The sequence below is a fragment of the Stutzerimonas kunmingensis genome, from assembly GCF_014764705.1.
Lineage (GTDB): Bacteria > Pseudomonadota > Gammaproteobacteria > Pseudomonadales > Pseudomonadaceae > Stutzerimonas.
On the sequence record NZ_JACXXG010000003.1, the window covers coordinates 214,896 to 236,070 of the forward strand.

The 21,175-nt window shown below is 62.1% G+C and carries 22 protein-coding genes; 8 read left to right on the forward strand and 14 right to left on the reverse strand.

Annotated elements, in window-relative coordinates:
* Positions 1 to 4: 4 nt before the first annotated feature.
* The 5 genes from metX to IEG05_RS04490 all read right to left on the reverse strand — a co-directional run bounded on the left by metX (position 5) and on the right by IEG05_RS04490 (position 5,663).
* Entirely contained in the window at positions 5 to 1,144 is a 1,140-nt protein-coding gene (metX, locus tag IEG05_RS04470) for a homoserine O-succinyltransferase MetX (protein WP_046617512.1), read from the reverse strand.
* 128 nt (positions 1,145 to 1,272) lie between these two features.
* On the reverse strand, positions 1,273 to 3,237 hold the full coding sequence (locus IEG05_RS04475) for a dynamin-like GTPase family protein (protein WP_046617513.1): 1,965 nt from the start codon (positions 3,235 to 3,237) through the stop codon (positions 1,273 to 1,275).
* 260 nt (positions 3,238 to 3,497) lie between these two features.
* Positions 3,498 to 4,088 (reverse strand): YggT family protein, encoded by a 591-nt coding sequence (locus IEG05_RS04480; protein ID WP_014818744.1) that lies wholly within the window; start codon positions 4,086 to 4,088, stop codon positions 3,498 to 3,500.
* A 50-nt stretch (positions 4,089 to 4,138) separates the two neighbouring features.
* Positions 4,139 to 4,963, reverse strand: a complete 825-nt coding sequence (gene proC / locus IEG05_RS04485; protein WP_046617514.1) for a pyrroline-5-carboxylate reductase — start codon at positions 4,961 to 4,963, stop codon at positions 4,139 to 4,141.
* A gap of 10 nt (positions 4,964 to 4,973) precedes the next feature.
* On the reverse strand, positions 4,974 to 5,663 hold the full coding sequence (locus tag IEG05_RS04490) for a YggS family pyridoxal phosphate-dependent enzyme (protein ID WP_125875975.1): 690 nt from the start codon (positions 5,661 to 5,663) through the stop codon (positions 4,974 to 4,976).
* Between the two features lie 64 nt (positions 5,664 to 5,727).
* Here IEG05_RS04490 and pilT point away from each other — a divergent pair, with 64 nt between their 5' ends.
* Together pilT and IEG05_RS04500 are read left to right on the forward strand one after the other, a co-directional pair.
* Positions 5,728 to 6,762 (forward strand): type IV pilus twitching motility protein PilT, encoded by a 1,035-nt coding sequence (gene pilT / locus IEG05_RS04495; protein WP_003303153.1) that lies wholly within the window; start codon positions 5,728 to 5,730, stop codon positions 6,760 to 6,762.
* Between the two features lie 60 nt (positions 6,763 to 6,822).
* Entirely contained in the window at positions 6,823 to 7,968 is a 1,146-nt protein-coding gene (locus tag IEG05_RS04500; RefSeq protein WP_046617516.1) for a PilT/PilU family type 4a pilus ATPase, read from the forward strand.
* Here the strand turns inward: IEG05_RS04500 and IEG05_RS04505 are convergent.
* Entirely contained in the window at positions 7,965 to 8,801 is an 837-nt protein-coding gene (locus tag IEG05_RS04505) for a TIGR03915 family putative DNA repair protein (RefSeq protein WP_125898697.1), read from the reverse strand. The genes IEG05_RS04500 and IEG05_RS04505 overlap by 4 nt on opposite strands.
* On the reverse strand, positions 8,801 to 10,012 hold the full coding sequence (locus tag IEG05_RS04510; protein ID WP_046617744.1) for a putative DNA modification/repair radical SAM protein: 1,212 nt from the start codon (positions 10,010 to 10,012) through the stop codon (positions 8,801 to 8,803). Before IEG05_RS04510 ends, IEG05_RS04505 begins: the two co-directional genes overlap by 1 nt.
* A gap of 133 nt (positions 10,013 to 10,145) precedes the next feature.
* On the opposite strand from IEG05_RS04510, the gene IEG05_RS04515 reads away from it, so the two are divergent.
* Complete coding sequence (locus tag IEG05_RS04515) at positions 10,146 to 10,541, forward strand: NINE protein (RefSeq protein ID WP_003282737.1); 396 nt, start codon at positions 10,146 to 10,148, stop codon at positions 10,539 to 10,541.
* Positions 10,542 to 10,618: 77 nt separating this feature from the next.
* On the opposite strand, the gene IEG05_RS04520 is transcribed toward IEG05_RS04515, so the two are convergent.
* From IEG05_RS04520 to gshB, 7 genes are all read right to left on the reverse strand, one after another.
* Positions 10,619 to 11,893 (reverse strand): dihydroorotase, encoded by a 1,275-nt coding sequence (locus IEG05_RS04520; protein ID WP_046617518.1) that lies wholly within the window; start codon positions 11,891 to 11,893, stop codon positions 10,619 to 10,621.
* A complete protein-coding gene (locus IEG05_RS04525; protein WP_042927198.1) occupies positions 11,893 to 12,909 on the reverse strand; it encodes an aspartate carbamoyltransferase catalytic subunit in 1,017 nt (338 codons plus the stop codon). The genes IEG05_RS04520 and IEG05_RS04525 overlap by 1 nt, the downstream gene beginning before the upstream one ends.
* Before the next feature lie 47 nt (positions 12,910 to 12,956).
* On the reverse strand, positions 12,957 to 13,469 hold the full coding sequence (pyrR, locus tag IEG05_RS04530) for a bifunctional pyr operon transcriptional regulator/uracil phosphoribosyltransferase PyrR (RefSeq protein ID WP_046617519.1): 513 nt from the start codon (positions 13,467 to 13,469) through the stop codon (positions 12,957 to 12,959).
* A 21-nt stretch (positions 13,470 to 13,490) separates the two neighbouring features.
* Positions 13,491 to 13,919, reverse strand: coding sequence for a Holliday junction resolvase RuvX (gene ruvX, locus IEG05_RS04535; RefSeq protein ID WP_191121695.1), 429 nt, complete (start codon positions 13,917 to 13,919; stop codon positions 13,491 to 13,493).
* Positions 13,916 to 14,485 carry a YqgE/AlgH family protein gene (locus tag IEG05_RS04540; RefSeq protein ID WP_044315557.1) on the reverse strand — a complete coding sequence of 190 codons (570 nt, stop codon included), beginning with the start codon at positions 14,483 to 14,485 and terminating at the stop codon, positions 13,916 to 13,918. The genes ruvX and IEG05_RS04540 overlap by 4 nt, the downstream gene beginning before the upstream one ends.
* Before the next feature lie 66 nt (positions 14,486 to 14,551).
* The gene (locus IEG05_RS04545) at positions 14,552 to 15,445 is read right to left on the reverse strand and encodes an energy transducer TonB (RefSeq protein WP_046617520.1); all 894 of its coding nucleotides are present in this window, start codon (positions 15,443 to 15,445) and stop codon (positions 14,552 to 14,554) included.
* An 87-nt stretch (positions 15,446 to 15,532) separates the two neighbouring features.
* Entirely contained in the window at positions 15,533 to 16,483 is a 951-nt protein-coding gene (gene gshB / locus IEG05_RS04550) for a glutathione synthase (RefSeq protein WP_046617521.1), read from the reverse strand.
* Between the two features lie 236 nt (positions 16,484 to 16,719).
* On the opposite strand from gshB, the gene pilG reads away from it, so the two are divergent.
* The 5 genes from pilG to IEG05_RS04575 all read left to right on the forward strand — a co-directional run bounded on the left by pilG (position 16,720) and on the right by IEG05_RS04575 (position 21,166).
* Positions 16,720 to 17,127 (forward strand): twitching motility response regulator PilG, encoded by a 408-nt coding sequence (gene pilG / locus IEG05_RS04555; RefSeq protein WP_003282729.1) that lies wholly within the window; start codon positions 16,720 to 16,722, stop codon positions 17,125 to 17,127.
* A gap of 43 nt (positions 17,128 to 17,170) precedes the next feature.
* Positions 17,171 to 17,536, forward strand: a complete 366-nt coding sequence (gene pilH, locus IEG05_RS04560; RefSeq protein WP_003303135.1) for a twitching motility response regulator PilH — start codon at positions 17,171 to 17,173, stop codon at positions 17,534 to 17,536.
* A gap of 41 nt (positions 17,537 to 17,577) precedes the next feature.
* Positions 17,578 to 18,114: a chemotaxis protein CheW gene (locus tag IEG05_RS04565; RefSeq protein WP_191121696.1), complete on the forward strand. Its 537-nt coding sequence runs from the start codon at positions 17,578 to 17,580 to the stop codon at positions 18,112 to 18,114.
* Positions 18,115 to 18,189: 75 nt separating this feature from the next.
* A complete protein-coding gene (locus IEG05_RS04570) occupies positions 18,190 to 20,238 on the forward strand; it encodes a methyl-accepting chemotaxis protein (protein WP_046617523.1) in 2,049 nt (682 codons plus the stop codon).
* 61 nt (positions 20,239 to 20,299) lie between these two features.
* Positions 20,300 to 21,166 (forward strand): CheR family methyltransferase, encoded by an 867-nt coding sequence (locus IEG05_RS04575; protein WP_046617745.1) that lies wholly within the window; start codon positions 20,300 to 20,302, stop codon positions 21,164 to 21,166.
* Positions 21,167 to 21,175: the final 9 nt, after the last annotated feature.

Genomic DNA, 21,175 nt, shown 5'->3' on the forward strand with positions numbered 1-21,175 from the left:
TTCCTTATACGGCTATGCGGTTCATGTAACCGCGGAAGGCTTGCAGGTAGCGGGGATTGGGGATCAGGAAGGCGTCGTGGCCCTGCGGCGCATCGATCTCCAGGTAGCAGACATCCTTGCGCGCAGCGAGCAGGGCGTCGACGATTTCCCGCGAGCGCTCCGGCGAAAAGCGCCAGTCGGTGGTGAAGGACATCACGCAGAAGCGCGCCTGGGCGCCCTCGAAGGTCTTGGCCAGATCGTCGTTGTGGGCTGCCGCCGGGTCGAAGTAGTCCAGCGCCTTGGTCATCAGCAGGTAGGTATTGGCGTCGAAACGCCCGGAAAACTCCTCGCCCTGATAGCGCAGGTAGCTTTCGACCTGGAATTCCACGCTGTTGAAGTCGTAATTGAGCTTCTCGCTCTTGAGTCCGCGACCGAACTTGGTGCCCATGGCGTCATCGGACAGGTAGGTGATGTGGCCGACCATGCGCGCCAGCATCAGGCCGCGCTTGGGAATCACGCCCATCTCCTGGAAATGGCCGCCGTGGAATTCCGGGTCGGACAGGATGGCCTGGCGCGCGACTTCGTTGAAGGCGATGTTCTGGGCCGACAGTCTGGGCGCCGAGGCGATGGCCAGGCAGTGGCGGACTCGCTCAGGGTAGCTGATGGTCCATTGCAAGGCCTGCATGCCGCCCAGGCTGCCGCCTATCACCGCTGCCCATTGGACGATGCCAAGGCGGTCGGCCAGAAGTGCCTGACTGTGCACCCAGTCTTCCACTGTCACCACTGGGAAGTCTGCACCGTAGGGCTTGCCGCTGGCCGGGTTGGTGCTGCTGGGGCCGGTCGAACCGTTGCAGCCGCCCAGGTTGTTAAGGCTGACGACGAAGAAATGATCGGTATCGATGGCCTTGCCCGGGCCTATGCAGGAATCCCACCAGCCGGGTTTGCGGTCGTCCATGCTGTGGTAGCCGGCGGCATGATGGTGGCCAGAGAGTGCATGGCAGATGAGCACGGCATTGCTGCGCGCGGCATTCAGCTCGCCATAGGTTTCATAGATCAGCTGGTAATCGGCCAGCGTACGGCCGCAGGCGAGTGTCAGTGGTTCGGCAAAATGCGCGACCTGCGGACTCACCAGGCCAACGGAATCGGCGGGAATTGCAGTGGGCATCGACCCTGGCTCTTGCTTGAAGAAGGCGGCAAAGTCTAAAGGTATGCGCGTTGCAATTCATCCTGAAATGCAACGGCGAGCGGGGCTCTCGCCATTTCCTCGCGGGTTGCGACGAAATGGCGACAGCTTTAGCTGATCTGCGCGCTGGTCAGGCTGACCACCTTGCCCTGCCGCCGCAACGGCGCCGGTCGGCGCAGCGCGCGGAGCATTTCTGCGGCCTGTGCCAGTTGCAGCTCCAGTTCGCCGCTGTAGCGCGTCAGCAATTGTCCGCGCTGGCTGTTCTGCTGGCTCTCCCTGGCCAGGCTCTTCAACTGCAGGATGTGGGTTTCCAGCTGTTGCTTGTGTTCCAGAGAAAACTGCAGCAGCGGCGTCAGCGCATCTCCAGCCCACTGTTCGGCTTCCTGGCGCAGCCGCTGGTGCATGCCGATGACCTCCTGCACCAGGGTAGAGAAGAAGCGTCTGGTGAGTGTTCGCTGCTCGGTGAGCAGGGTCTTCAACTGCAGGCGGAACTGATCGGCCTTGCCTTGCAGGCTGCGCAGCTCGCGCTGATAAGGCAGCAACTGGAACAACGGCGGGTCGATACCTTGTAGGGGGTTTTCTTCGCTGTGCCGCCGGTAGATCGCCGAAACCATCTTGTTGGCCCTTTCCGCCTCCTGCTCGAGGATGCCCAGGTCCTGTTCCACCGAGCGGAAGAAGTGCAGGATCGCCAGGTTGATGCCCAGCGTGGTCAGGCTGCCGGTCAGGCTGCGTCGCAACCGGGTCAGGTGCTCCTCGAGGCGTTCGGCACGTATTGCCGTGCGCAGCAGCTCACCCTGGCGTTGCAGCAGGCGCTGATTGGTCTTCAGGTCGAGCAGGCGCTTGTGGTGGCGGTTGTGATCGTGCCGCGTGCGCGCGGTGAGCTCGAGCAACATCTGCCCGCTGCCTTCCTGATGACTGGCCAGCACATCGCGCTGCTCGATGACCTTTTCCAGGCGCAGCTTGAGGGCATGCTGACTGTTCTGCAGCAGCGCCATCACCTGCTGCACCACCTGGTCTTCGAGCAGGCGTTCCTTCTGCGTGAGGATGCGCTGGCTGAGCAATTCTTCCAGCCGTGCCAGCTGGCTGCGTTCGAGCAGCGCCTGGTCACCGCGAATCTTCGCCATCAGCGCCTGTTTGGCCGACAGCGGCAGGACGTCGGCGCAATCAATGCCCAGCTGTTGCGCGGTGGTGTCACGGATATCCTCGACGGCCTTCTGCACGAAGCTCTCGCCGGCAACATCGTCCCAGAGCACGTCGATCTTGTTCAGTACGGCGAACAGGCTGTTCTGCGTATCTTCGTCGAGCTGGCGGATGTGCTGCTGCCAGATCTGCATGTCACTGGCGGTGACCCCGGTGTCGGCAGAGAGCAGGAACACGATTGCCTGGGCATTGGGCAGCATCGACAGGGTCAGTTCCGGCTCGCTGCCCAGCGCGTTCAGCCCGGGCGTATCGAGAATGCGCAAGCCCTGACGCAACAGCGGGTGGTCGAAGTTGACCACGGCGTGGCGCCAGGCCGGGACCAGTACGGTATCGCCGCTGCTGCTTTCCAGGCCGGCCGGGTCAAAGCCCAGCTGAATCGCCTGTTCCACCGGCATGGCCTTGGTCAACGCGACCTGGGCAAAAGCTTCGGCCATGCTTTCCGGGTCATGCGGGTCGAGCGGGAGATTGAGCCAGAGTCGCGGTGTGCGCTTGAGCTGCGCGATGCTGGTGTCTTCCAGGCGCGACTCAATGGGCAGCAGGCGGATGTAGGAGCGTTCCGAACGCGGATCGAACAGCAGTTCGGTGGGGCACATGGTGGTGCGGCCAGCCCGTGAAGGCAGGATGCGCTGACCGTAGTTGGAGAAGAACAGGCTATTGATCAGCTCGGTTTTGCCGCGCGAATACTCGCCGACGAAAGCCAGGGTGATGTGATCGGTGCGCAACACCCGCAGCGCTCGTTCCAGGCGCGCCTCGACGCCCTCGCTGGAAAGCCGGTTATGCGCCAGCCAGCTGCGGTAGCGGGTGATCTCACGAATGAGGTCACGCTTCCAGGTGACGTAGGCGTCCACTTGTCGATCGAGACGTTCCATGCTCATCCAGCTCCCGGAGGTGTGATTCGGCGAATTATCGGACCCGCCGTTACAAGGTCAATTCAATCGAAGCCTGACGTGACCGAGCGGCCTTGCTGGCGGCATGGGCGGCTCGGTTCGAGTCGATGTCCTCGTTCACACCCCGCAGCAAAGTACGAGGCAGGATGGAAAAAGCCGAGAAGTTGAAGTCTACGTGCAGCCATGCGGCATTCCGAGGCGCTTTTGGCTCCTCGATGCCGCTTTGGCAGCAAAGCATGAACGGCGTCTCAGATGAGCATGCGCAGGATGTTCGGCATGTGGGTCATGGTGGCCAGGTTGTTGACTACCAGCATGTCCAGCAGCTTGATTGCCAGGAAGGCGAAGATCGGCGAGATATCCAGCCCGCCGAGGTTCGGCAGCAGGCGGCGGAACGGCGCCAGGACCGGCTCGCAGAGTTGGCTGACCAGCTGTGCGCCCGGGTTGTGGCTGCCCGGCGCGACCCAGGACAGGATCACGCTGATGATCAGCGCCCAGAAAAAGATGTTGAGGAACAGCCCAGTGATGCCGATCAGCGCCCAGACCAGCAACAGCAAGGGATTGCCGATGGTGCCGTAGGCGATCAGCAGGATCAGCGCCATCAGCACCATCTGCACGATCAGCGCGAGGATCAGCGAAGAAATATCCAGCGTGCCCATGCTCGGAATGATGCGGCGCATCGGCCGCAAAAGTGGATGGGTTGCCTTGACGATGAATTGGCTGAGCGGGTTGTAGAAGTCGGCGCGTACCAGCTGCAGGATGAAGCGCAGCAACACGATCAGCAGATAGAGGCTGCCCAGCGTCTGGATGACGAGGATCAAAGCTTGCGAGAGTTGGGACATGAATGCTCCTTAGAGGCTGTTGTTTCGTCGCGAACGAAGCGTCAACAGACCTATTGACCCAGTTGTTCGGCCAGTTCGGCCGAGCGTTGTGCGGCCGCGTTCAACGCCTGCTGCACCAGTTGCTCGAAGCCGCCCGCCTGGAAGGCTTTGATCGCCGCTTCGGTGGTTCCGTTCGGCGAGGTGACGCGACGCCGCAGTTCGGCGGCATCGACGTCGCTTTCGCAAGCCATGCGAGCTGCGCCCAGCGCGGTCTGCATGGTCAGTTGCGCGGCGGTCTCGCGGGGCAGGCCGAGCTGCTGCCCGGCAGCCGTCATCGCTTCGATCAGCAGGAAGAAATAGGCAGGACCGCTACCGGAAACGGCGGTTACCGCATCGATCAGACGCTCTTCTTCGAGCCATAGCGCGATACCGACGGCCGACAGCAGTTGCTCGGCCTGCTGCTTCTGCGTGTCGCTGACCTGGGTGTTGGCGAACAGGCCGCTGACGCCCTGGCGCAGCAAGGCCGGCGTGTTGGGCATGCAACGCACGATTGCCTGAGGGCGCGGGCCCAGCCAGCGCTGCAGGCTGTCGCAGCTGATGCCGGCGGCGATCGAGACGATCAGGGGGCCGTGGGCCAGATGAGGAGTCAGATCCTGACAGACCGCCTGCATGACCTGCGGCTTGACCGACAGCACCACCACGTCGGCGCCGGCCAGTGCATCGGCGTTCTGCGCGAACGTCTGGATGCCGTGCTCGGCGCTGATTTTCGCGCGCTGCTCGGCGCCTGGATCGCTGGCGCGAATGGCGTCCGCTGCGACGCCCTTGGCGCGCAGCCCGCCGATCAGACTGGCAGCCATGTTGCCGGCGCCGATGAAGGCGATGCGGGGTGAGGTCATAGCGATTCCTTTATTGAGGGCGTCCGTAGTCGCGGGCGCCGAACAGTGCGGTGCCGATGCGGACCCAGGTCGCGCCTTCGGCAATTGCCGCTTCGAGGTCCTGGCTCATGCCCATGGACAGCGTATCCAGTGTCAGTGGCAGTTCATCGCGCAATGCGCGCAGGCGGGCAAAGGCGGCGCGCTGCTCGGCGGGGTCTTCGCTCGGTGCGGGAATGCACATCAGTCCACGCAGGCGCAGACGCGGCATCGCGGCGACAGCCTGTGCCAGCTGCGGCAGTTCCTCTGGCGCGCAGCCGGATTTGCTCGCCTCACCGCTGACATTCACCTGCAGGCATATATTCAGCGGCGGCAGTTCGGCTGGACGTTGATCGGACAGGCGCTGGGCGATCTTGAGGCGATCCACCGAGTGCACCCAGTCGAAGTGTTCGGCGATGGATTTGGTCTTGTTCGACTGGATCGGTCCGATGAAGTGCCAGGTCAGCGGCAGCTCGCTCAGCTCGGCTTGCTTGTCCAGCGCTTCCTGCAGATAGTTCTCGCCGAAATCGCGCATGCCGGCTTCGGCGGCCTCGCGAATGGCGGCGGCCGGCTGGGTCTTGCTCACCGCCAGCAGGCCGACCGAAGCAGGGTCGCGTCCCACAGCTTGCGCCGCCTCACGGATGCGCGCTGCGACCTTTGCAATATTCTTCTCTATCGTGGACATTACTTGCGCCGCCGCCTTGGGTCTGCGCGGCATTCTACCTGCTTGCTTGTAATTGGGGAGTCCCATGGATATCACAGAACTGCTGGCCTTCAGCGCCAAGCAGGGTGCGTCGGATTTGCACCTTTCCGCCGGCCTGCCGCCGATGATCCGCGTCGATGGCGACGTGCGGCGAATCAACCTGCCGGCCATGGACCACAAGCAGGTGCATGCGCTGATCTACGACATCATGAACGACAAGCAGCGCAAGGATTTCGAGGAATTCCTGGAAACCGACTTCTCGTTCGAAGTGCCGGGCGTGGCGCGTTTTCGCGTCAACGCGTTCAACCAGAATCGCGGTTCCGGCGCGGTGTTCCGGACCATTCCTTCCAAGGTGCTGACCATGGAAGACCTGGGGATGGGCGAGGTCTTCCGCAAGATTACCGATGTGCCGCGCGGGCTGGTGCTGGTCACCGGACCGACCGGCTCGGGCAAGTCGACCACCCTGGCGGCGATGCTTGATTACCTGAACAACACCAAGTACCACCACATCCTTACCATCGAGGACCCCATCGAATTCGTTCACGAATCGAAGAAGTGTCTGGTCAACCAGCGCGAGGTCCATCGTGACACCCTGGGCTTCTCCGAGGCACTGCGTTCGGCACTGCGTGAAGACCCGGACATCATTCTCGTCGGCGAAATGCGCGACCTGGAAACCATCCGCCTGGCGCTGACCGCTGCGGAAACCGGTCACCTGGTGTTCGGCACCCTGCACACCACCTCCGCCGCCAAGACCATCGACCGCGTGGTCGACGTGTTCCCGGCCGAAGAAAAGTCCATGGTCCGCTCGATGCTCTCCGAATCGCTGCAGGCGGTGATCTCGCAGACCCTGCTGAAGAAGGTTGGCGGCGGCCGTGTCGCGGCCCACGAGATCATGATCGGTACGCCGGCGATCCGTAACCTGATTCGCGAGGACAAGGTGGCGCAGATGTATTCCTCGATCCAGACCGGCGGCTCGCTGGGCATGCAGACCCTCGACTCGTGCCTCAAGGGGCTGCTCGCCAAAGGGCTGATCTCGCGAGACAGCGCCAAGGAAAAGGCCAAGCAGCCAGAGAACTTCTAAACGCCTGACAACTACCGGGCGCCGCCCGATGCGGCGCTTGCCACGATTGCGAGTACGACGATGGAATTCGAGAAACTTCTGCGCCTGATGGTGGAAAAGGGCGGCTCCGATCTGTTCATCACGGCAGGCGTGCCGCCTTCGATGAAGGTCAACGGCAAGATCATGCCGGTCAGCAAGACGGCGATGTCGCCGGAAATGACCCGCGAGACCGTGCACGGCGTTATGAACGAGCAGCAGCGCCGCGAGTTCACCGAGAACCATGAGTGCAACTTCGCCATCAGCGCCCGCGGTATCGGCCGTTTCCGGGTCAGTGCGTTCTACCAGCGCAATCTCGCCGGCATGGTGCTGCGGCGTATCGAAACCAACATTCCGACCATCGAAGAACTCAAGCTGCCGGACATCCTCAAGAAGCTGTCGATGACCAAGCGCGGGCTGGTGCTGTTCGTCGGTGCCACCGGTACCGGCAAGTCGACCTCATTGGCTTCGATGATCGGCTACCGCAACAAGAATTCCAGCGGGCACATCATCTCCATCGAAGACCCGATCGAATTCATCCACCAGCATCAGAACTGCATCGTTACCCAGCGCGAGGTCGGTATCGACACCAGCTCGTTCGAAGTGGCGCTGAAGAACACCTTGCGCCAGGCGCCGGACGTAATCCTCATCGGCGAGATCCGTACCCGTGAAACCATGGACTACGCCGTGGCCTTCGCCGAAACCGGTCACCTCTGCCTGGCGACCCTGCACGCCAACAACGCCAACCAGGCGCTGGACCGCATCATCAACTTCTTCCCGCCCGACCGTCACAACCAGGTGTGGATGGATCTGTCGCTCAACCTTAAGGCCATCGTCGCCCAGCAGCTGGTGCCGACGCCTGACGGCAAGGGGCGTCGTGCGGTGATCGAGGTGCTGATTAATACGCCGCTGGCGGCCGACTTGATCCGCAAGGGCGAGGTGCATGAGCTCAAGTCGCTGATGAAGCGCTCCACCGAGCTCGGCATGCAGACCTTCGACCAGGCGCTGTACAACCTCTATGTGCAGGGTGAAATCACCTACGAAGATGCGTTGCTGCACGCCGATTCGGCCAACGACCTGCGTCTGCTGATCAAGCTGGGATCGGAAACCGATGGCGAGCATCTGACCAGCGTGTCCCAGGGCCTGAGCCTTGAGGTCAGTGACGACGATCCAGGCCGCAGCTTCCGCTAGTCGGCCTGTTTTGCATCCCGGCCGATGCGCTTTCCGCTTCTCGCGGCGACGCGCTCGGCCTGGCCGTCACGCTGCGCACCGGCTCGTGCGCGGCTCATCAACTGCGGGATCAACATGCCTTCGGGCAGATTCTTCCAGAAGCGCACAGGCAGGTTGCTCTCCAGTACGCCGCGGTTCAGCCGGGCCGGGTTGAACGTGCTTTCGTAATACGCCTTCCATAGCTCGCCGCCGGGGTCCGCTGCGTTCTGCGCCAGCTGCCGCCACTGTGGCGGGCAGGGGCGGATGTAGTACATGTCTTGGCCATCCCAGCAAACCCCTTCTTCCGGCGTCGCGATCAGCCAGCTGTTGCCGCCCATCCGTTCGGCGAAGTGTCCCGCCGCCCAGGGCAGTACGTCGTGCGCAGGTTCGAACCAGGCGACGTGCTGTGGTCCATCACTGGTCTGCAGTGGGCTGAAGCGAAGAAAGGCATGCAGATGGTGGGCCTCACGTCGGACTGCCTTGATTCGACCATGCAGTTCGCTGCCATCAATGTCGCCGACCATTCGCGCACTCGAATCGCCCTGGGTGACCCGCCAGAGCACACGATACAGCAGGCTCCAGCGCTGCTCGGTGCGATAGCGCGCGGCCATTTCGAGTTCGTCCAGCAGTTGTCGGGGGACGCGAACGCGCGGTCCGCCTTCCGTTGAAGGTGCCGGCGAGGGATCGTCGAATAGCCCTGTCGATTCATCGTCGCTGGCCCAGTTCAGCTCATGTGGCGCGACGCAGCTCTGCAGCAGCGCGCGAGCCCGAACTCGCCACTCCTGGAAGCTTCCATCGAAACGCACCGTGACCATTACCAGAGCGCCAGTTGTGCGGGCGTGTCGCGCAGATGCTGGCGCAGCATGGCCGACTCCTGCCCTGCCAGGCTTGGCCGGTAATCCTGAGTGATGACGAAGGGTTTGGCTTTCTCGAGCGAGCAGCGCAGACGGGTCAGATCCTCGAAGCGGATGCGCTTCTGCCGGCGCAGATCCACCAGGCGTTTCGCGCTGAGCATGCCGATTCCGGGAATGCGGGCGATCATCGTCGGTTCGGCGCGGTTGAGGTCCACCGGAAACTGGTCGCGGTGCGCCAGCGCCCAGGCCAGCTTGGGATCGATATCCAGCGCGAGGTTGCCTGGCCCGCTGAGCAGCTCCCCGGCCTTGAAGCCGTAGCCTCGCATGAGGAAGTCGGCCTGATACAGGCGATGCTCGCGCATCAGCGGTGGTGCCGCGAAAGGCACGGTATTGGGGCTGTGCGGAATAGGGCTGAAGGCCGAATAGTAGACCCGGCGCAGTCGATAGCTGCCGTACAGCGACTGTGCGGTATGCAGGATGGTGCTGTCATCGGTGTTGTCGGCGCCAACGATCATCTGCGTGCTCTGCCCGGCAGGCGCGAAGCGCGGTGCCCGCCGCTCCGCGCTGGCCTCGGTTTCGCCCTGGTGAATGGTATGCATGGCCTGCTTGATGGTTACCACCTGCTTTTCCGGCGCCAGGCGGATCAGGCTGGTTTCGGTCGGCAGTTCGATGTTCACGCTGAGACGGTCGGCGTAGCGGCCGGCTTCGGCGATCAGCAGTGGGTCGGCATCTGGAATGGTCTTGAGGTGGATGTAGCCGCGAAACTCGTGCTCCTCACGCAGCAGCCTGGCGACCCGCACCAGCTGTTCCATGGTGTAGTCCGCCGAGCGGATGATGCCGGAGCTGAGGAACAGGCCGCTGATGCAGTTGCGCCGGTAGAAGTCGAGCGTCAGGCTGACCACTTCTTCCGGCGTGAAGCGCGCCCGCGGCACATCGCTGGAGCGGCGATTGACGCAGTACTGGCAGTCGTACAGGCAGAAGTTGGTCAGCAGGATCTTCAGCAGCGCCACGCAGCGCCCATCCGGCGTGAAGCTGTGGCAGATGCCCATGCCATTGGTGGCGCCGAGTCCGCTCTTGCCCTTCGAACTGCGCTTCGGCGCGCCGCTGCTGGCGCAGGAAACATCGTACTTGGCCGCATCGGCGAGCACGCTGAGTTTGTCGATCAATTGCATGGTGGTGGCCGTGATACTGTTCGCATATACAGTATCACGGTTGCGCATGGCGGCAAGGTCCGTCTGGCGGGGCGGTTCAGGCGCATTATCGGATAAGCTGGACGTCACTCATCAATCGCACATCGAGGTTCGGATGCAGCAGAACACCCATAGCACGCTGATCGGCTATCTCCTGTGGATATTCGGTTTTCTCGGCTCCCACCGCTTCTACTACGGCAAGCCCATCACCGGCACCATCTGGTTCTTTACCCTCGGCCTGTTCTTTGTCGGCTGGATCATCGACCTGTTTCTGATCCCATCGATGGATCGTGAAGCGGACATGCGCTTCCAGCCGGGGCCCATTGACTACACGGTCGGCTGGATACTGCTGACCTTTCTCGGCGTATTCGGTGTACACCGCATGTATCAGGGTAAGTGGATCACAGGGATCCTTTACCTGTTCACCGGTGGCTTGTTCTTTATCGGTGTGCTTTACGACTTCTGGACGCTGAACTCGCAGATATCCGAGCGCAATCTGGCGCGGAGCTGAACGAGTAGGGCAGGAAATACTTTAGAAAACTGGCAGGCATGGACGGGTTGATGTCCAGCCTGCGCAGATCTTTCGCATCAGCCTTCGAAGCTGATGTGGCCGTCGACGATGGTGTAGCGTACCGCGCCCGGCAGGCAGTGGCCCATGAACGGGCAGTTACGACCTTTGGAATACCAGCGCTCGCCGACCAGGGTCGAACTGTGTTGATCGAACAGCACTAGGTCCGCAGGTTGGCCAGCTTGCAGGGTGCTGGTCGGCAGCCGTAGTGCTGTAGCGGGCCCGCTGGTCAGGCGCGCCAGCAGGGTCGGCAGATCGAGCAAGCCGTCGTCCACCAATGTCAGCGCCAGTGGCAGCAGAATTTCGGCACTGCTGATACCCGGTTCGGTTTCGCCGAACGGGGCCAGTTTGGCATCGGCCTCGTGTGGTTGGTGATGACTGGAAATCGCCGAGATGACGCCCGCCTTCACCGCCTCACGCAGGCCATCGCGATCCGCTGCGCTGCGCAGTGGCGGCTGCACGTGATACAGGCTGGAGAAACCGTGCAGCGCTTCATCGGTGAGGATCAGCTGATACATGGCCACGTCGGCCGTCACCGGCAGGCCACGAGCCTGTGCCTGGGCAATCATTTCCGCGCCACGGGCGCTGGTCAGTTGGGCGAAATGCGCGCGAACGCCGGAGCGCTCGACTAGCAGCAGATTGCGCGCCAGTGCCACGGTTTCGGCAGTCTCCGGAATCCCCGACAGGCCGAGGAAGCTGGCGGCGGCTCCTTCGTGAGCAAGCCCGCCTTCGGCCAGGTCGCGGTCCTGGGAGTGGAAGATCACCGTCAGATCGAAGGTGGCGGCGTATTCCAGCGCACGGCGCAGGTTGCGATTGCTGGCAAATTCGGTAAGGCCGTTGCCGAACGCGACACACCCGGCTTCACGCAACGCGACCAACTCGGAAAGCTGCTCACCGGCCAGGTTGCGCGTCAGCGCGCCGATGGGGAACACCTTGGCATGGCCCGACTCACGGGCGCGATCGAGGATCAGTTCGGTCACTGCCGCGGTATCCAGCACCGGTCGCGTTTGCGGCGGGCAGCACAGGCTGGTGATGCCGCCAGCGGCGGCGGCCAGGGTCTCGCTGGCAATGCTGCCTTTGCGGCTGTAGCCGGGCTCGCGCAGGGCTACCGCAAGATCGACCAGGCCGGGTGCGGCGGTCAGACCCTGTGCGTCGATTGTCTGTTGTGCTTCGAAGCCGGCTGGCGCCTGGCCGATGGCGGCGATCTTGTTGTGCTGTAGGTAGATATCGGCGATTTCGTTGCGCCCGCTGACGGGGTCGATCACGTGTGCGCCGAGGATTCGGGTTGCCACCATCACTGCTGCTCCTCGGATACGGATTCAGAATCGATCTGGCGCTGGGCCGCCTGGCCGCTCATCGCCATGGACAGCACGGCCATGCGAATGGCGATGCCATAGGTGACCTGATTGAGGATCACCGATTGCGGGCCGTCGGCCACCGCCGACTCGATCTCCACGCCGCGGTTGATCGGGCCCGGGTGCATGACGATGGCGTCGGGCTTGGCCAGTGCGAGACGCTGGGTGTTCAGACCGTAGAGTTTGTAGAACTCCCCTTCGCTGGGAAGCAGGCCGCCCTGCATGCGCTCGCGCTGCAGGCGCAGCATGATCACCACGTCGACATCGCGCAGCCCCTCGTTCATGTCGTTGAACACGCGCACACCGTATTGCTCGATGCCCTCGGGCAGCAGGGTTTTCGGTGCGATCACGCGGATGTCCGGGCAGCCCAGTGTCTTCAGCGCCAGCATGTTCGAGCGCGCTACCCGCGAATGCAGAATGTCACCAACGATGGCGACCGAGAGGTTCTCGAAGCTGCCTTTGTGGCGGCGGATGGTAAGCATGTCGAGCATGCCCTGGGTCGGGTGCGCATGGCGCCCGTCGCCGCCATTGATCACCGCGACCTCCGGGCTGACGTGCTCGGCGATGAAATGGGCGGCGCCGGAGTCGGCGTGGCGCACCACGAACATGTCCGCGGCCATGGCTTCCAGGTTGCGCAGCGTGTCGGTCAGGGTCTCGCCCTTGCTCGTGGAGGAGGTCGAGACGTTCAGCGTGATGACGTCTGCCGACAACCGCTGCGCCGCCAGTTCGAAGGTCGTGCGGGTGCGCGTGGAGTTCTCGAAGAACACGTTGCAGACGGTTTTGCCGCGCAGCAGTGGAACCTTCTTCACCGCCCGTGCGCCGACTTCGAGGAAAGAATCGGCAGTGTCCAGGATCTCGGTGAGCAACTCGCGCGGCAGGCCGTCGAGGGAGAGAAAATGGCGCAGCTGGCCTTGGTCGTTCAACTGTAGCGGGCGCTTGGCGTCGGTGGGCGTCATCGCAGGATCTCGGTTGGCGGGGCTGTGGGGCGGACTTGCCGGCTCGTTCAGGAGCCGCTGGTTTCCATCTGTTGTTCGAGGGCCAATGGCTCCGGTCCGATCAGCTTGATGCGCTGCTCGGGCGCCAGCGACAGGGTGGCGCCGACCACGTCCGGGCGAATCGGCAGCTCACGCGCGTTCAGGTCGAGCAGGCAGACCAGCGTTACGCTGGCAGGACGACCGTAGTCGAACAGTTCATTGAGCGCGGCGCGGATGGTGCGGCCGGTCATCAGCACGTCATCGATCAGCACCAGGTGCTGGCCTTCGATCTCGAAAGGCAGCTCCGACGGCTGCACCTGCGGGTGCAGGCCCTTCTGGGTGAAGTCGTCGCGATAGAAGGACACGTCGAGAATGCCGAGCGGTTCGTTCTCCGCGCGGGCTGCGAGCAGCGCCTGGGCCACCCAGACGCCGCCGGTACGGATACCGATGAAGCGCGGCTCCTGGATGTCGCGATCAATCAGGTGCTGCTTCAGTGTGGCGACCATCTCGGGCAGCAGCTGTTCGGGATTGGGCAGAATCATTGTGTCTCCTTACAGGTCTGATCAGGCGGCAGGGTGATCGCTCAGCCAGCCTTCCAGTAATAGGGCTGCGGCCAGGGCATCCACCGGGCGATCGCGATAGCCGCCGTGCTGGCCCTGGCGCAGACGCTCGCCTTTGGCTTCGAACGTGGTCAGGCGTTCGTCGTGAGTGTGCACCGGCAGGTTGAAGCGACCGTTGAGTCGGCGGGCGAACTTTTCCGCCCGGGCACTCATGTCGCTGGGCGTGCCGTCCATGTTCAGCGGCAGGCCGACGACCAGCGCATCGGGCTGCCATTCGCGCATCAGCGCCTCGATCTGTTGCCAGTCCGGCACGCCGTTCTGTGACTTGAGTACGCAGAGTTCACGTGCTTGCCCGGTAATGGCCTGGCCGACGGCGACGCCGATCTGCTTGGTGCCGTAGTCGAAGCCGAGCAGCAGTCGCGGCGCACTCATGCGTGGCCGACCTGGGTGCTGAGCAGGCGCAGGTCGACGCCGAGTGATGCTGCCGCGGCGTTCAGGCGTTGGTCATAAGGTAGGTCGAACAGGATCTCGGTATCCGCGGGGCAGCTGAGCCAGGCATTGTCGGCCAGTTCGGCTTCCAGCTGTCCCGCTTCCCAGCCGGCGTAACCTAGGGCCACGAAGTGCCGAGCAGGCCCCTGGCCGTCCGCAATGGCGAACAGGACGTCCTGCGATGTGGACATGCCCAGCGGGCCGAGGGAGAGGGTGGCCTGGAATTGCTGGTCGGGCGAATGCAGAACGAAGCCGCGATCGGTCTGCACCGGGCCGCCGGAGAATATCGGCAGGCTCTGGCAGAGCGGGGGGATCGGCTCGTCCGGGCGCAGCTGCTCCAGCACATCAGCCAGGCTCAGCCCGCTCGGGCGATTGACGATCAGGCCCATGGCGCCTTCTGCGCCGTGTTCGATCAGGTAGATCAGCGTCTGGGCAAAGTTCGGATCGGCCATCTGCGGCATGGCGATCAGGAAGTGATGCTTGAGGTAGCTGGGCGCGGTGCTTTTCATGCGCGTTAGCTTAAGCGTTGCACCGCGTTCCGGCTACAGGTGCGACGGTTCGCCCGGCTGCCGATTTCAGCGACTCGAAAGCTTGTCGCCGCGCTCGAAACGCCAGGTGCGGATGATCTCCACCTGGTCGAACTTCTGTGCCAGGTCGCCGGTGAAGGGCGCAAAAGGCGCTGCCAGTCGCACGATGCGCAGCGCGGCATCGTCCAGCACCGGCTTGCCGGAGGACTCGATCACGCGCAGCTCCTGGATGGTGCCGTCGCGGTTGATGGTCACCAGCATGCGCAGGCTGCCGTAGATCTGCTGGCGGCGGGCCTCATCGGGATAGTTGAGGTTGCCGATGCGCTCGACCTTCTTGCGCCATTCGTCGCGATACCAGGCACTGATGTCGCGCATGGTGGCGGCGCTGTTCTGTCGGCTGACCCTGGGGCGCTTGGCATAGCGCTCGACCTCTTGTGCCAGCTCGGCTTCGAGGCTGGCGATCTCCGCGCTCAGTTGTGAGCTGTCGAATGCCGGCGCTGCTTGCGGCTCGGGCTGCGGTGGCGTCTGTTGCTTAACGTCGGCCTTTTCGCGCTGTGGGCTGCGAGTGGTGACGACGGTCTTCGCCGGTTCCGGCCGGGTGCTGCGAGGCGGTGCTGCCGGTGGGGTCACCTTGCGTACCTCGGTATCCTGGAACTGCGCTTGCTCGGTGGTTTTCGGCGTGGCCTTGTGCTCCAGCGTGCCGCTGCCCTGCTGATTGTCTTGGGCGAGGAAGTCCGCTTCCTTGGGCTTCTCTTCGCTTTTGAAGGTCGACAGGGTGATTTCCAGCGTCTTGCTGATCTGCTTCGGCTCGGAGAGGGTAAAGCCAAGCCCGAGAATCAAGGCCAGATGCAATGCGGTAGCCAGAAAAAGCGTGAAGCCGAGCCTGTCCGCCGGGCGGACTCGGGTGGTTTCAGGCTCGGGATGGCGGATAGCGGCGTTCATCGCAGGTCGGGTCGGCTCGAAGTGCCGCGCAGTCTGCCGGCTTTGGGCTTGGAGTCGCAAGCTCCAAGCTCAAAGCTGTTAGCTGGTTCAACCTTGCAGCTTCGCCGCAATCGCGTCCATGAGCCGTTCGCCGATGCGGGTATCGAAAGCATTGTCGATTTCGCGGATGCAGGTCGGGCTGGTGATGTTGATTTCGGTGAGGTAGTCGCCGATCACATCCAGGCCGACGAACAGCAAGCCGCGCTTGCGTAGTTCCGGGCCGACGATCGCTGCAATCTCGCGGTCGCGATCCGACAGCGGCTGTGCCACGCCGCGACCACCCGCGGCCAGATTGCCGCGGGTCTCGCCAGTGGCGGGGATTCGCGCCAGGCAATAGGGGATCGGCTCGCCATCGATCATCAGGATGCGCTTGTCGCCGTCCTTGATCGCGGGAATGTATCGCTGAGCCATGATTTGGCGGCTGCCATGCTCGGTCAGAACCTCGAGAATAACCGACAGATTCGGGTCGCCTTCGCGATGACGAAAGATCGATGCACCGCCCATCTCGTCGAGGGGTTTGAGAATGATGTCACGGTGCTCGCGGGCGAACTCGCGGAGAATGTCCGAGCGCCGACTGACCAGTGTCGGCGGGGTGCATTGTGGAAACTGGGTGGCGAAGAACTTCTCGTTGCAGTCGCGCAGGCTCTGCGGTCGATTGACCACCAGCGTTCCGGCCTTTTCCGCCAGTTCTAGCAGATAGGTTGCGTAGACATACTCGCTGTTGAAAGGCGGGTCCTTGCGCATGAGGATCACGTCCAGATCAGTCAGGGCCGCATCGACCTCCCCATCCTTCTCGAACCAATGTTGTGGGTCGTTGAATACCCGCAGCGGGCACATGCGCGCCCGGGCCTGATTGCCGAGCTGATATAGGTCGCGCTGCTCCATGTAGAACAGTGTCCAGCCTCGCGCCTGGGCAGCCAGCAGCATGGCCAGCGAGCTGTCCTTCTTGAAGGCGATCTGCGCGATAGGGTCCATGATGATCCCGACGCGAACGGTCATGGGGTGTTCTCCGGCAATGGGCGGCGAAGCGCCGCCAGTGGCTCAAAATGTCGCTGCAGATTGGCTGTGGTTGTGCACTGGGTCAAGGAAAATCCGGATGCTTTTCCGGTTGATAGCGTGTGCATGAGGAGTGTGCTAAAAAGGTCCGGCGATTGGGTGCAGCCCATCGGTGGCAGGGCCTCCGGCGCACTGACATAACGATAAACTACGACTCACCGAGGCGATGGTAGGGCGAAATGGAACAGCACTCCGAGGGCTTGAAGGTCATGGTGATCGACGATTCGAAAACGATTCGTCGCACTGCTGAAACCCTGCTGAAGAAAGTAGGTTGCGATGTCATCACCGCTGTGGACGGTTTCGATGCGCTCGCCAAGATTGCGGATACTCATCCCCGCATCATCTTTGTCGATATTATGATGCCCAGGCTGGACGGTTATCAGACCTGTGCGTTGATCAAGAACAACAGTTCCTTCAAGTCGACGCCGGTGATCATGCTGTCTTCCAAAGATGGCCTGTTCGACAAGGCCAAAGGGCGTATTGTCGGATCCGATCAATACCTCACCAAGCCGTTCAGCAAAGAAGAGCTGCTCGGTGCGATCAAGGCGCATGTCCCTGATTTCGCACCGGTGGAGCAAGCATCCTGAAGTTCGGCATTGTTTGCCGCTGAAGCCTTCCTATGGAGAAATCATGGCTCGCGTTCTGATTGTTGATGATTCGCCGACCGAAATGTACAAGCTCACCGCCATGCTTGAGAAGAATGGTCATGTGGTGCTTAAAGCAGAGAATGGCGCTGACGGCGTCGCGCTGGCTCGTCAGGAAAAGCCGGATGCCGTGTTGATGGATATTGTCATGCCCGGGCTGAATGGTTTTCAGGCTACGCGCCAACTGACCAAAGATTCTGAAACCAGTCACATTCCGGTGATCATCGTCACCACCAAGGATCAGGAAACCGATAAGGTCTGGGGCAAACGCCAAGGCGCCAAGGATTACCTGACCAAGCCGGTGGACGAAGCCACATTGCTGAAGACCCTGAATGCCGTTCTGGCGGGCTGACGCCGCGGTAGCCAACACTCGGACAAAGGGACGTGGCCAGCATGCCTGACATGCAAACGCCGTTTCAGCAGTTGCTGGAGCTAGATAAACGTTGCCGCACGTACGCGGCAGGCCTGCCTTCTCAGCAGGAAGCCGTGCAAACCTGGGGAGGGATCGGCTTTCGGATGGGGGGGCGCTTGTTCGTCGCTCCAATGGGGGAGGTTGGCGAAATCCTGCATGAGCCGCGCTATACGTTGCTTCCCGGCGTCAAGAGTTGGATAAAGGGCGTGGCGAACGTGCGCGGCAGATTGTTGCCTGTGATGGATCTTTGTGGGTATTTCGGGCTTGAGCTTTCGGCACTGCGTAAGCAGCGCAGGGTGCTGGTGGTGGATCACCAGGAAGTGTTCGCCGGACTGACTGTCGATGAAGTCTTCGGCATGCAGCATTTCGCGGTGGAAGCCTTCTCGGAGGAGTTGCCTCCGATTGAGGCATCGATTCAGCCATTCATTCATGGTGTGTTCCAGCGCGAGCAGCCCTGGCTGGTCTTCAGCCCGCACGCATTGGCTACGCATCAGGCGTTTCTGGACGTCGCGTTTTAGTTGTAGGTGGGTCGACCAAGGTCGGCCTTTTGGTTCTTGGATGGAAACGACGGGGGTCCAGGCGGGGGCCGGATAATGATCAAAATGAATGCTAATGCTTTGTTGAGCGGGGTGCGCAGCAATTCGCTGACCACCGGTTTGTTTATCGTGCTGATCGTATCGATCGTGCTGCTGTTCGCGAACTTCGCGTACGTCAATACTCAGGCCGATCACGATAACGAATACATCGCTCACGCAGGAGAGCTGCGCGTACTGTCCCAGCAGATCGCCAAGGATGCCGTGGAAGCGGCGACCGGCACGCAGGAGGCGTTCGCGTCTCTGAAGCAGGCCCGGAACGAGTTCAACCAGCGCTGGGCCTATCTCTCGCAAGGAAACGAGAACATCGGTCTGCCGGCGGTTCCCGAATCGTTGCGCGATGAAGTCAACGCGGTGGAGCAGGACTGGAACACGCTGCGTCGCGATACCGACGCCATCCTGGCCAGTGAGCAGACTGTCCTGTCGCTTCACCAGGTAGCCAGCACCCTCGCCGAAACCATTCCTCAGCTCCAGGTCGAGTACGAGGAGGTCGTCGACATCCTGCTGGAAAGTGGTGCGCCAGCAGCCCAGGTTTCGGTTGCCCAGCGCCAGTCGCTGCTGGCCGAGCGTATCCTCGGTTCGGTGAACAAGGTGCTGTCCGGTGACCAGGACTCGGTACAGGCGGCCGATATGTTCGGTCGTGATGCCAGTCTGTTCGGTCGAGTCCTGAATGCGATGATCGAAGGCAACGTCGCCATGGGCATCACTGCGGTGGCCGACGAAGAGGCGCTGGATCGTCTCTCGGAGATCGCTGAGCTCTTCCAGTTCGTATCCGGATCAGTGGACGAAATTCTCGAAACGTCGCCTGAACTGTTCCAGGTGCGCGAGTCGGCTAACAGCATCTTCGAGGTTTCGCAGACCCTGCTCGACAAGACCTCCGCGCTGTCGCAAGGCCTGCAGAGCCGCGCCGATGCCCGTTATCTCAACACTATCCTCGGTTACGTGCTGGGCGCCATTGCGCTGGCCTCGATCATCCTGATTGGTCTGGTAATGGTTCAGGAAGCACGCCGCCGCCTGAGCGAAACCGCTGAGAAGAACGAGCGTAACCAGGCTGCGATTCTGCGACTGCTCGATGAAATCGGCGACCTCGCAGACGGTGACCTGACGGTGGCCGCGACCGTTACCGAAGACTTCACCGGTGCGATTGCCGACTCGATCAACTACTCCATCGACCAGCTGCGCGAACTGGTAGCCACCATCAACCAGACCGCTGTTCAGGTATCGGGCGCTGCGCAGGAAACCCAGGCGACTGCGATGCACCTCGCCGAGGCATCCGAACACCAGGCCCAGGAAATTGCCGGTGCTTCTGCTGCAATCAACGAAATGGCGGTTTCCATTGACCAGGTATCGGCCAACGCCGCGGAATCCTCGGCGGTAGCAGAACGTTCGGTAGCGATTGCCAACAAGGGCAACGAGGTGGTGCACAACACCATCACCGGCATGGACAACATTCGCGAGCAGATCCAGGACACGTCCAAGCGGATCAAGCGTCTCGGTGAGTCGTCCCAGGAGATCGGTGACATCGTCAGCCTGATTAACGACATTGCCGACCAGACCAACATCCTTGCACTCAACGCGGCGATCCAGGCATCCATGGCGGGCGACGCAGGGCGCGGCTTCGCCGTGGTAGCGGACGAAGTACAGCGCCTGGCTGAACGCTCTTCCGCGGCGACCAAGCAGATCGAGGCACTGGTAAAGACCATTCAGACCGACACCAACGAGGCGGTCATCTCGATGGAACAGACCACCTCCGAAGTGGTGCGCGGTGCGCGTCTGGCGCAGGACGCCGGTGTGGCACTGGAAGAGATCGAAAAGGTATCGAAGACGCTTGCGGCGCTGATCCAGAACATCTCCAACGCGGCACGCCAGCAGGCTTCTTCGGCCGGTCACATCTCCAACACCATGAACGTGATCCAGGAGATCACCTCGCAGACCTCGTCGGGTACCACCGCTACGGCCAAGAGCATCGGTAATTTGGCCAAGATGGCCAACGAGATGCGCCATTCCGTTTCCGGCTTTACCCTGCCGGATGCTCCGGATCAGGCCTGACTTGAGCAGTGGGGCAGTCATCTGATGGCTGCCGCCGATGATCATGAGCGAGGGGCAGGGCATGCAGCCGAGGTTTGACTGGGCATTGGAGCCCTTGGCCGATATGTCGCCGGCGGAATTCCATGACTGGCAGACGCTCCTCGAAGAGCGCTCCGGCATGGTCGTCAGCGAACGCAGGCGCAGCTTCCTGCAGACCAATCTGAGCGCTCGCATGCGCGAGGTCGGTGCTCCCGACTATGCCAGCTACTATCGGCAGGTCACCTCCGGCCCCCGTGGTGCTGTCGAGTGGTCGACTCTCATGGACAGGCTGACCGTTCAGGAAACACGTTTTTTCCGTCATCCCGCTTCTTTTGATCTGCTCGAAACCTACTTGCGTCAGCGTCTGGAGCAGGAGTCGATCAAGCGACCCCTGGCGCTGTGGAGCGTGGGTTGCGCAAGTGGTGAAGAGACGTACTCGCTAGCCATGGCCACCACCGAGGCGCTGGCGGGACGCGAATTCGACGGCAGCTTCGGGGTCACCGGTACGGATATCAGTCTGAGCGCGCTGGCCAAGTCCCGAACAGCGGTCTACAGCGCGCGCAAGCTGGAGCAGGTCGAACCGGCGTTGCGTGAGCGTTATTTCCTGTCGCTATCCGATGATCGTTTTCAAGTGATTCCCGGCCTGGCCGCACGTGTGTGCTTTGCAAGGCTCAATGTGCTGGAACTGGCGAACTCGCCCGTTTCCAGCATGGACGTTATTTTCTGTCAGAACCTGCTGATCTATTTCCGCCGCTGGCGTCGCCGAGAAATCCTCAATCGCCTGGCAGATTGCCTGGCTCCGGGGGGATTGTTGGTGATCGGTGTAGGTGAAGTGGTCGGTTGGCAGCATCCGGGATTGCTTCCGGTGGCCAACGATCAGGTTCTGGCTTTTACCCGGAAAAGTTTATGAGCGGAGTCG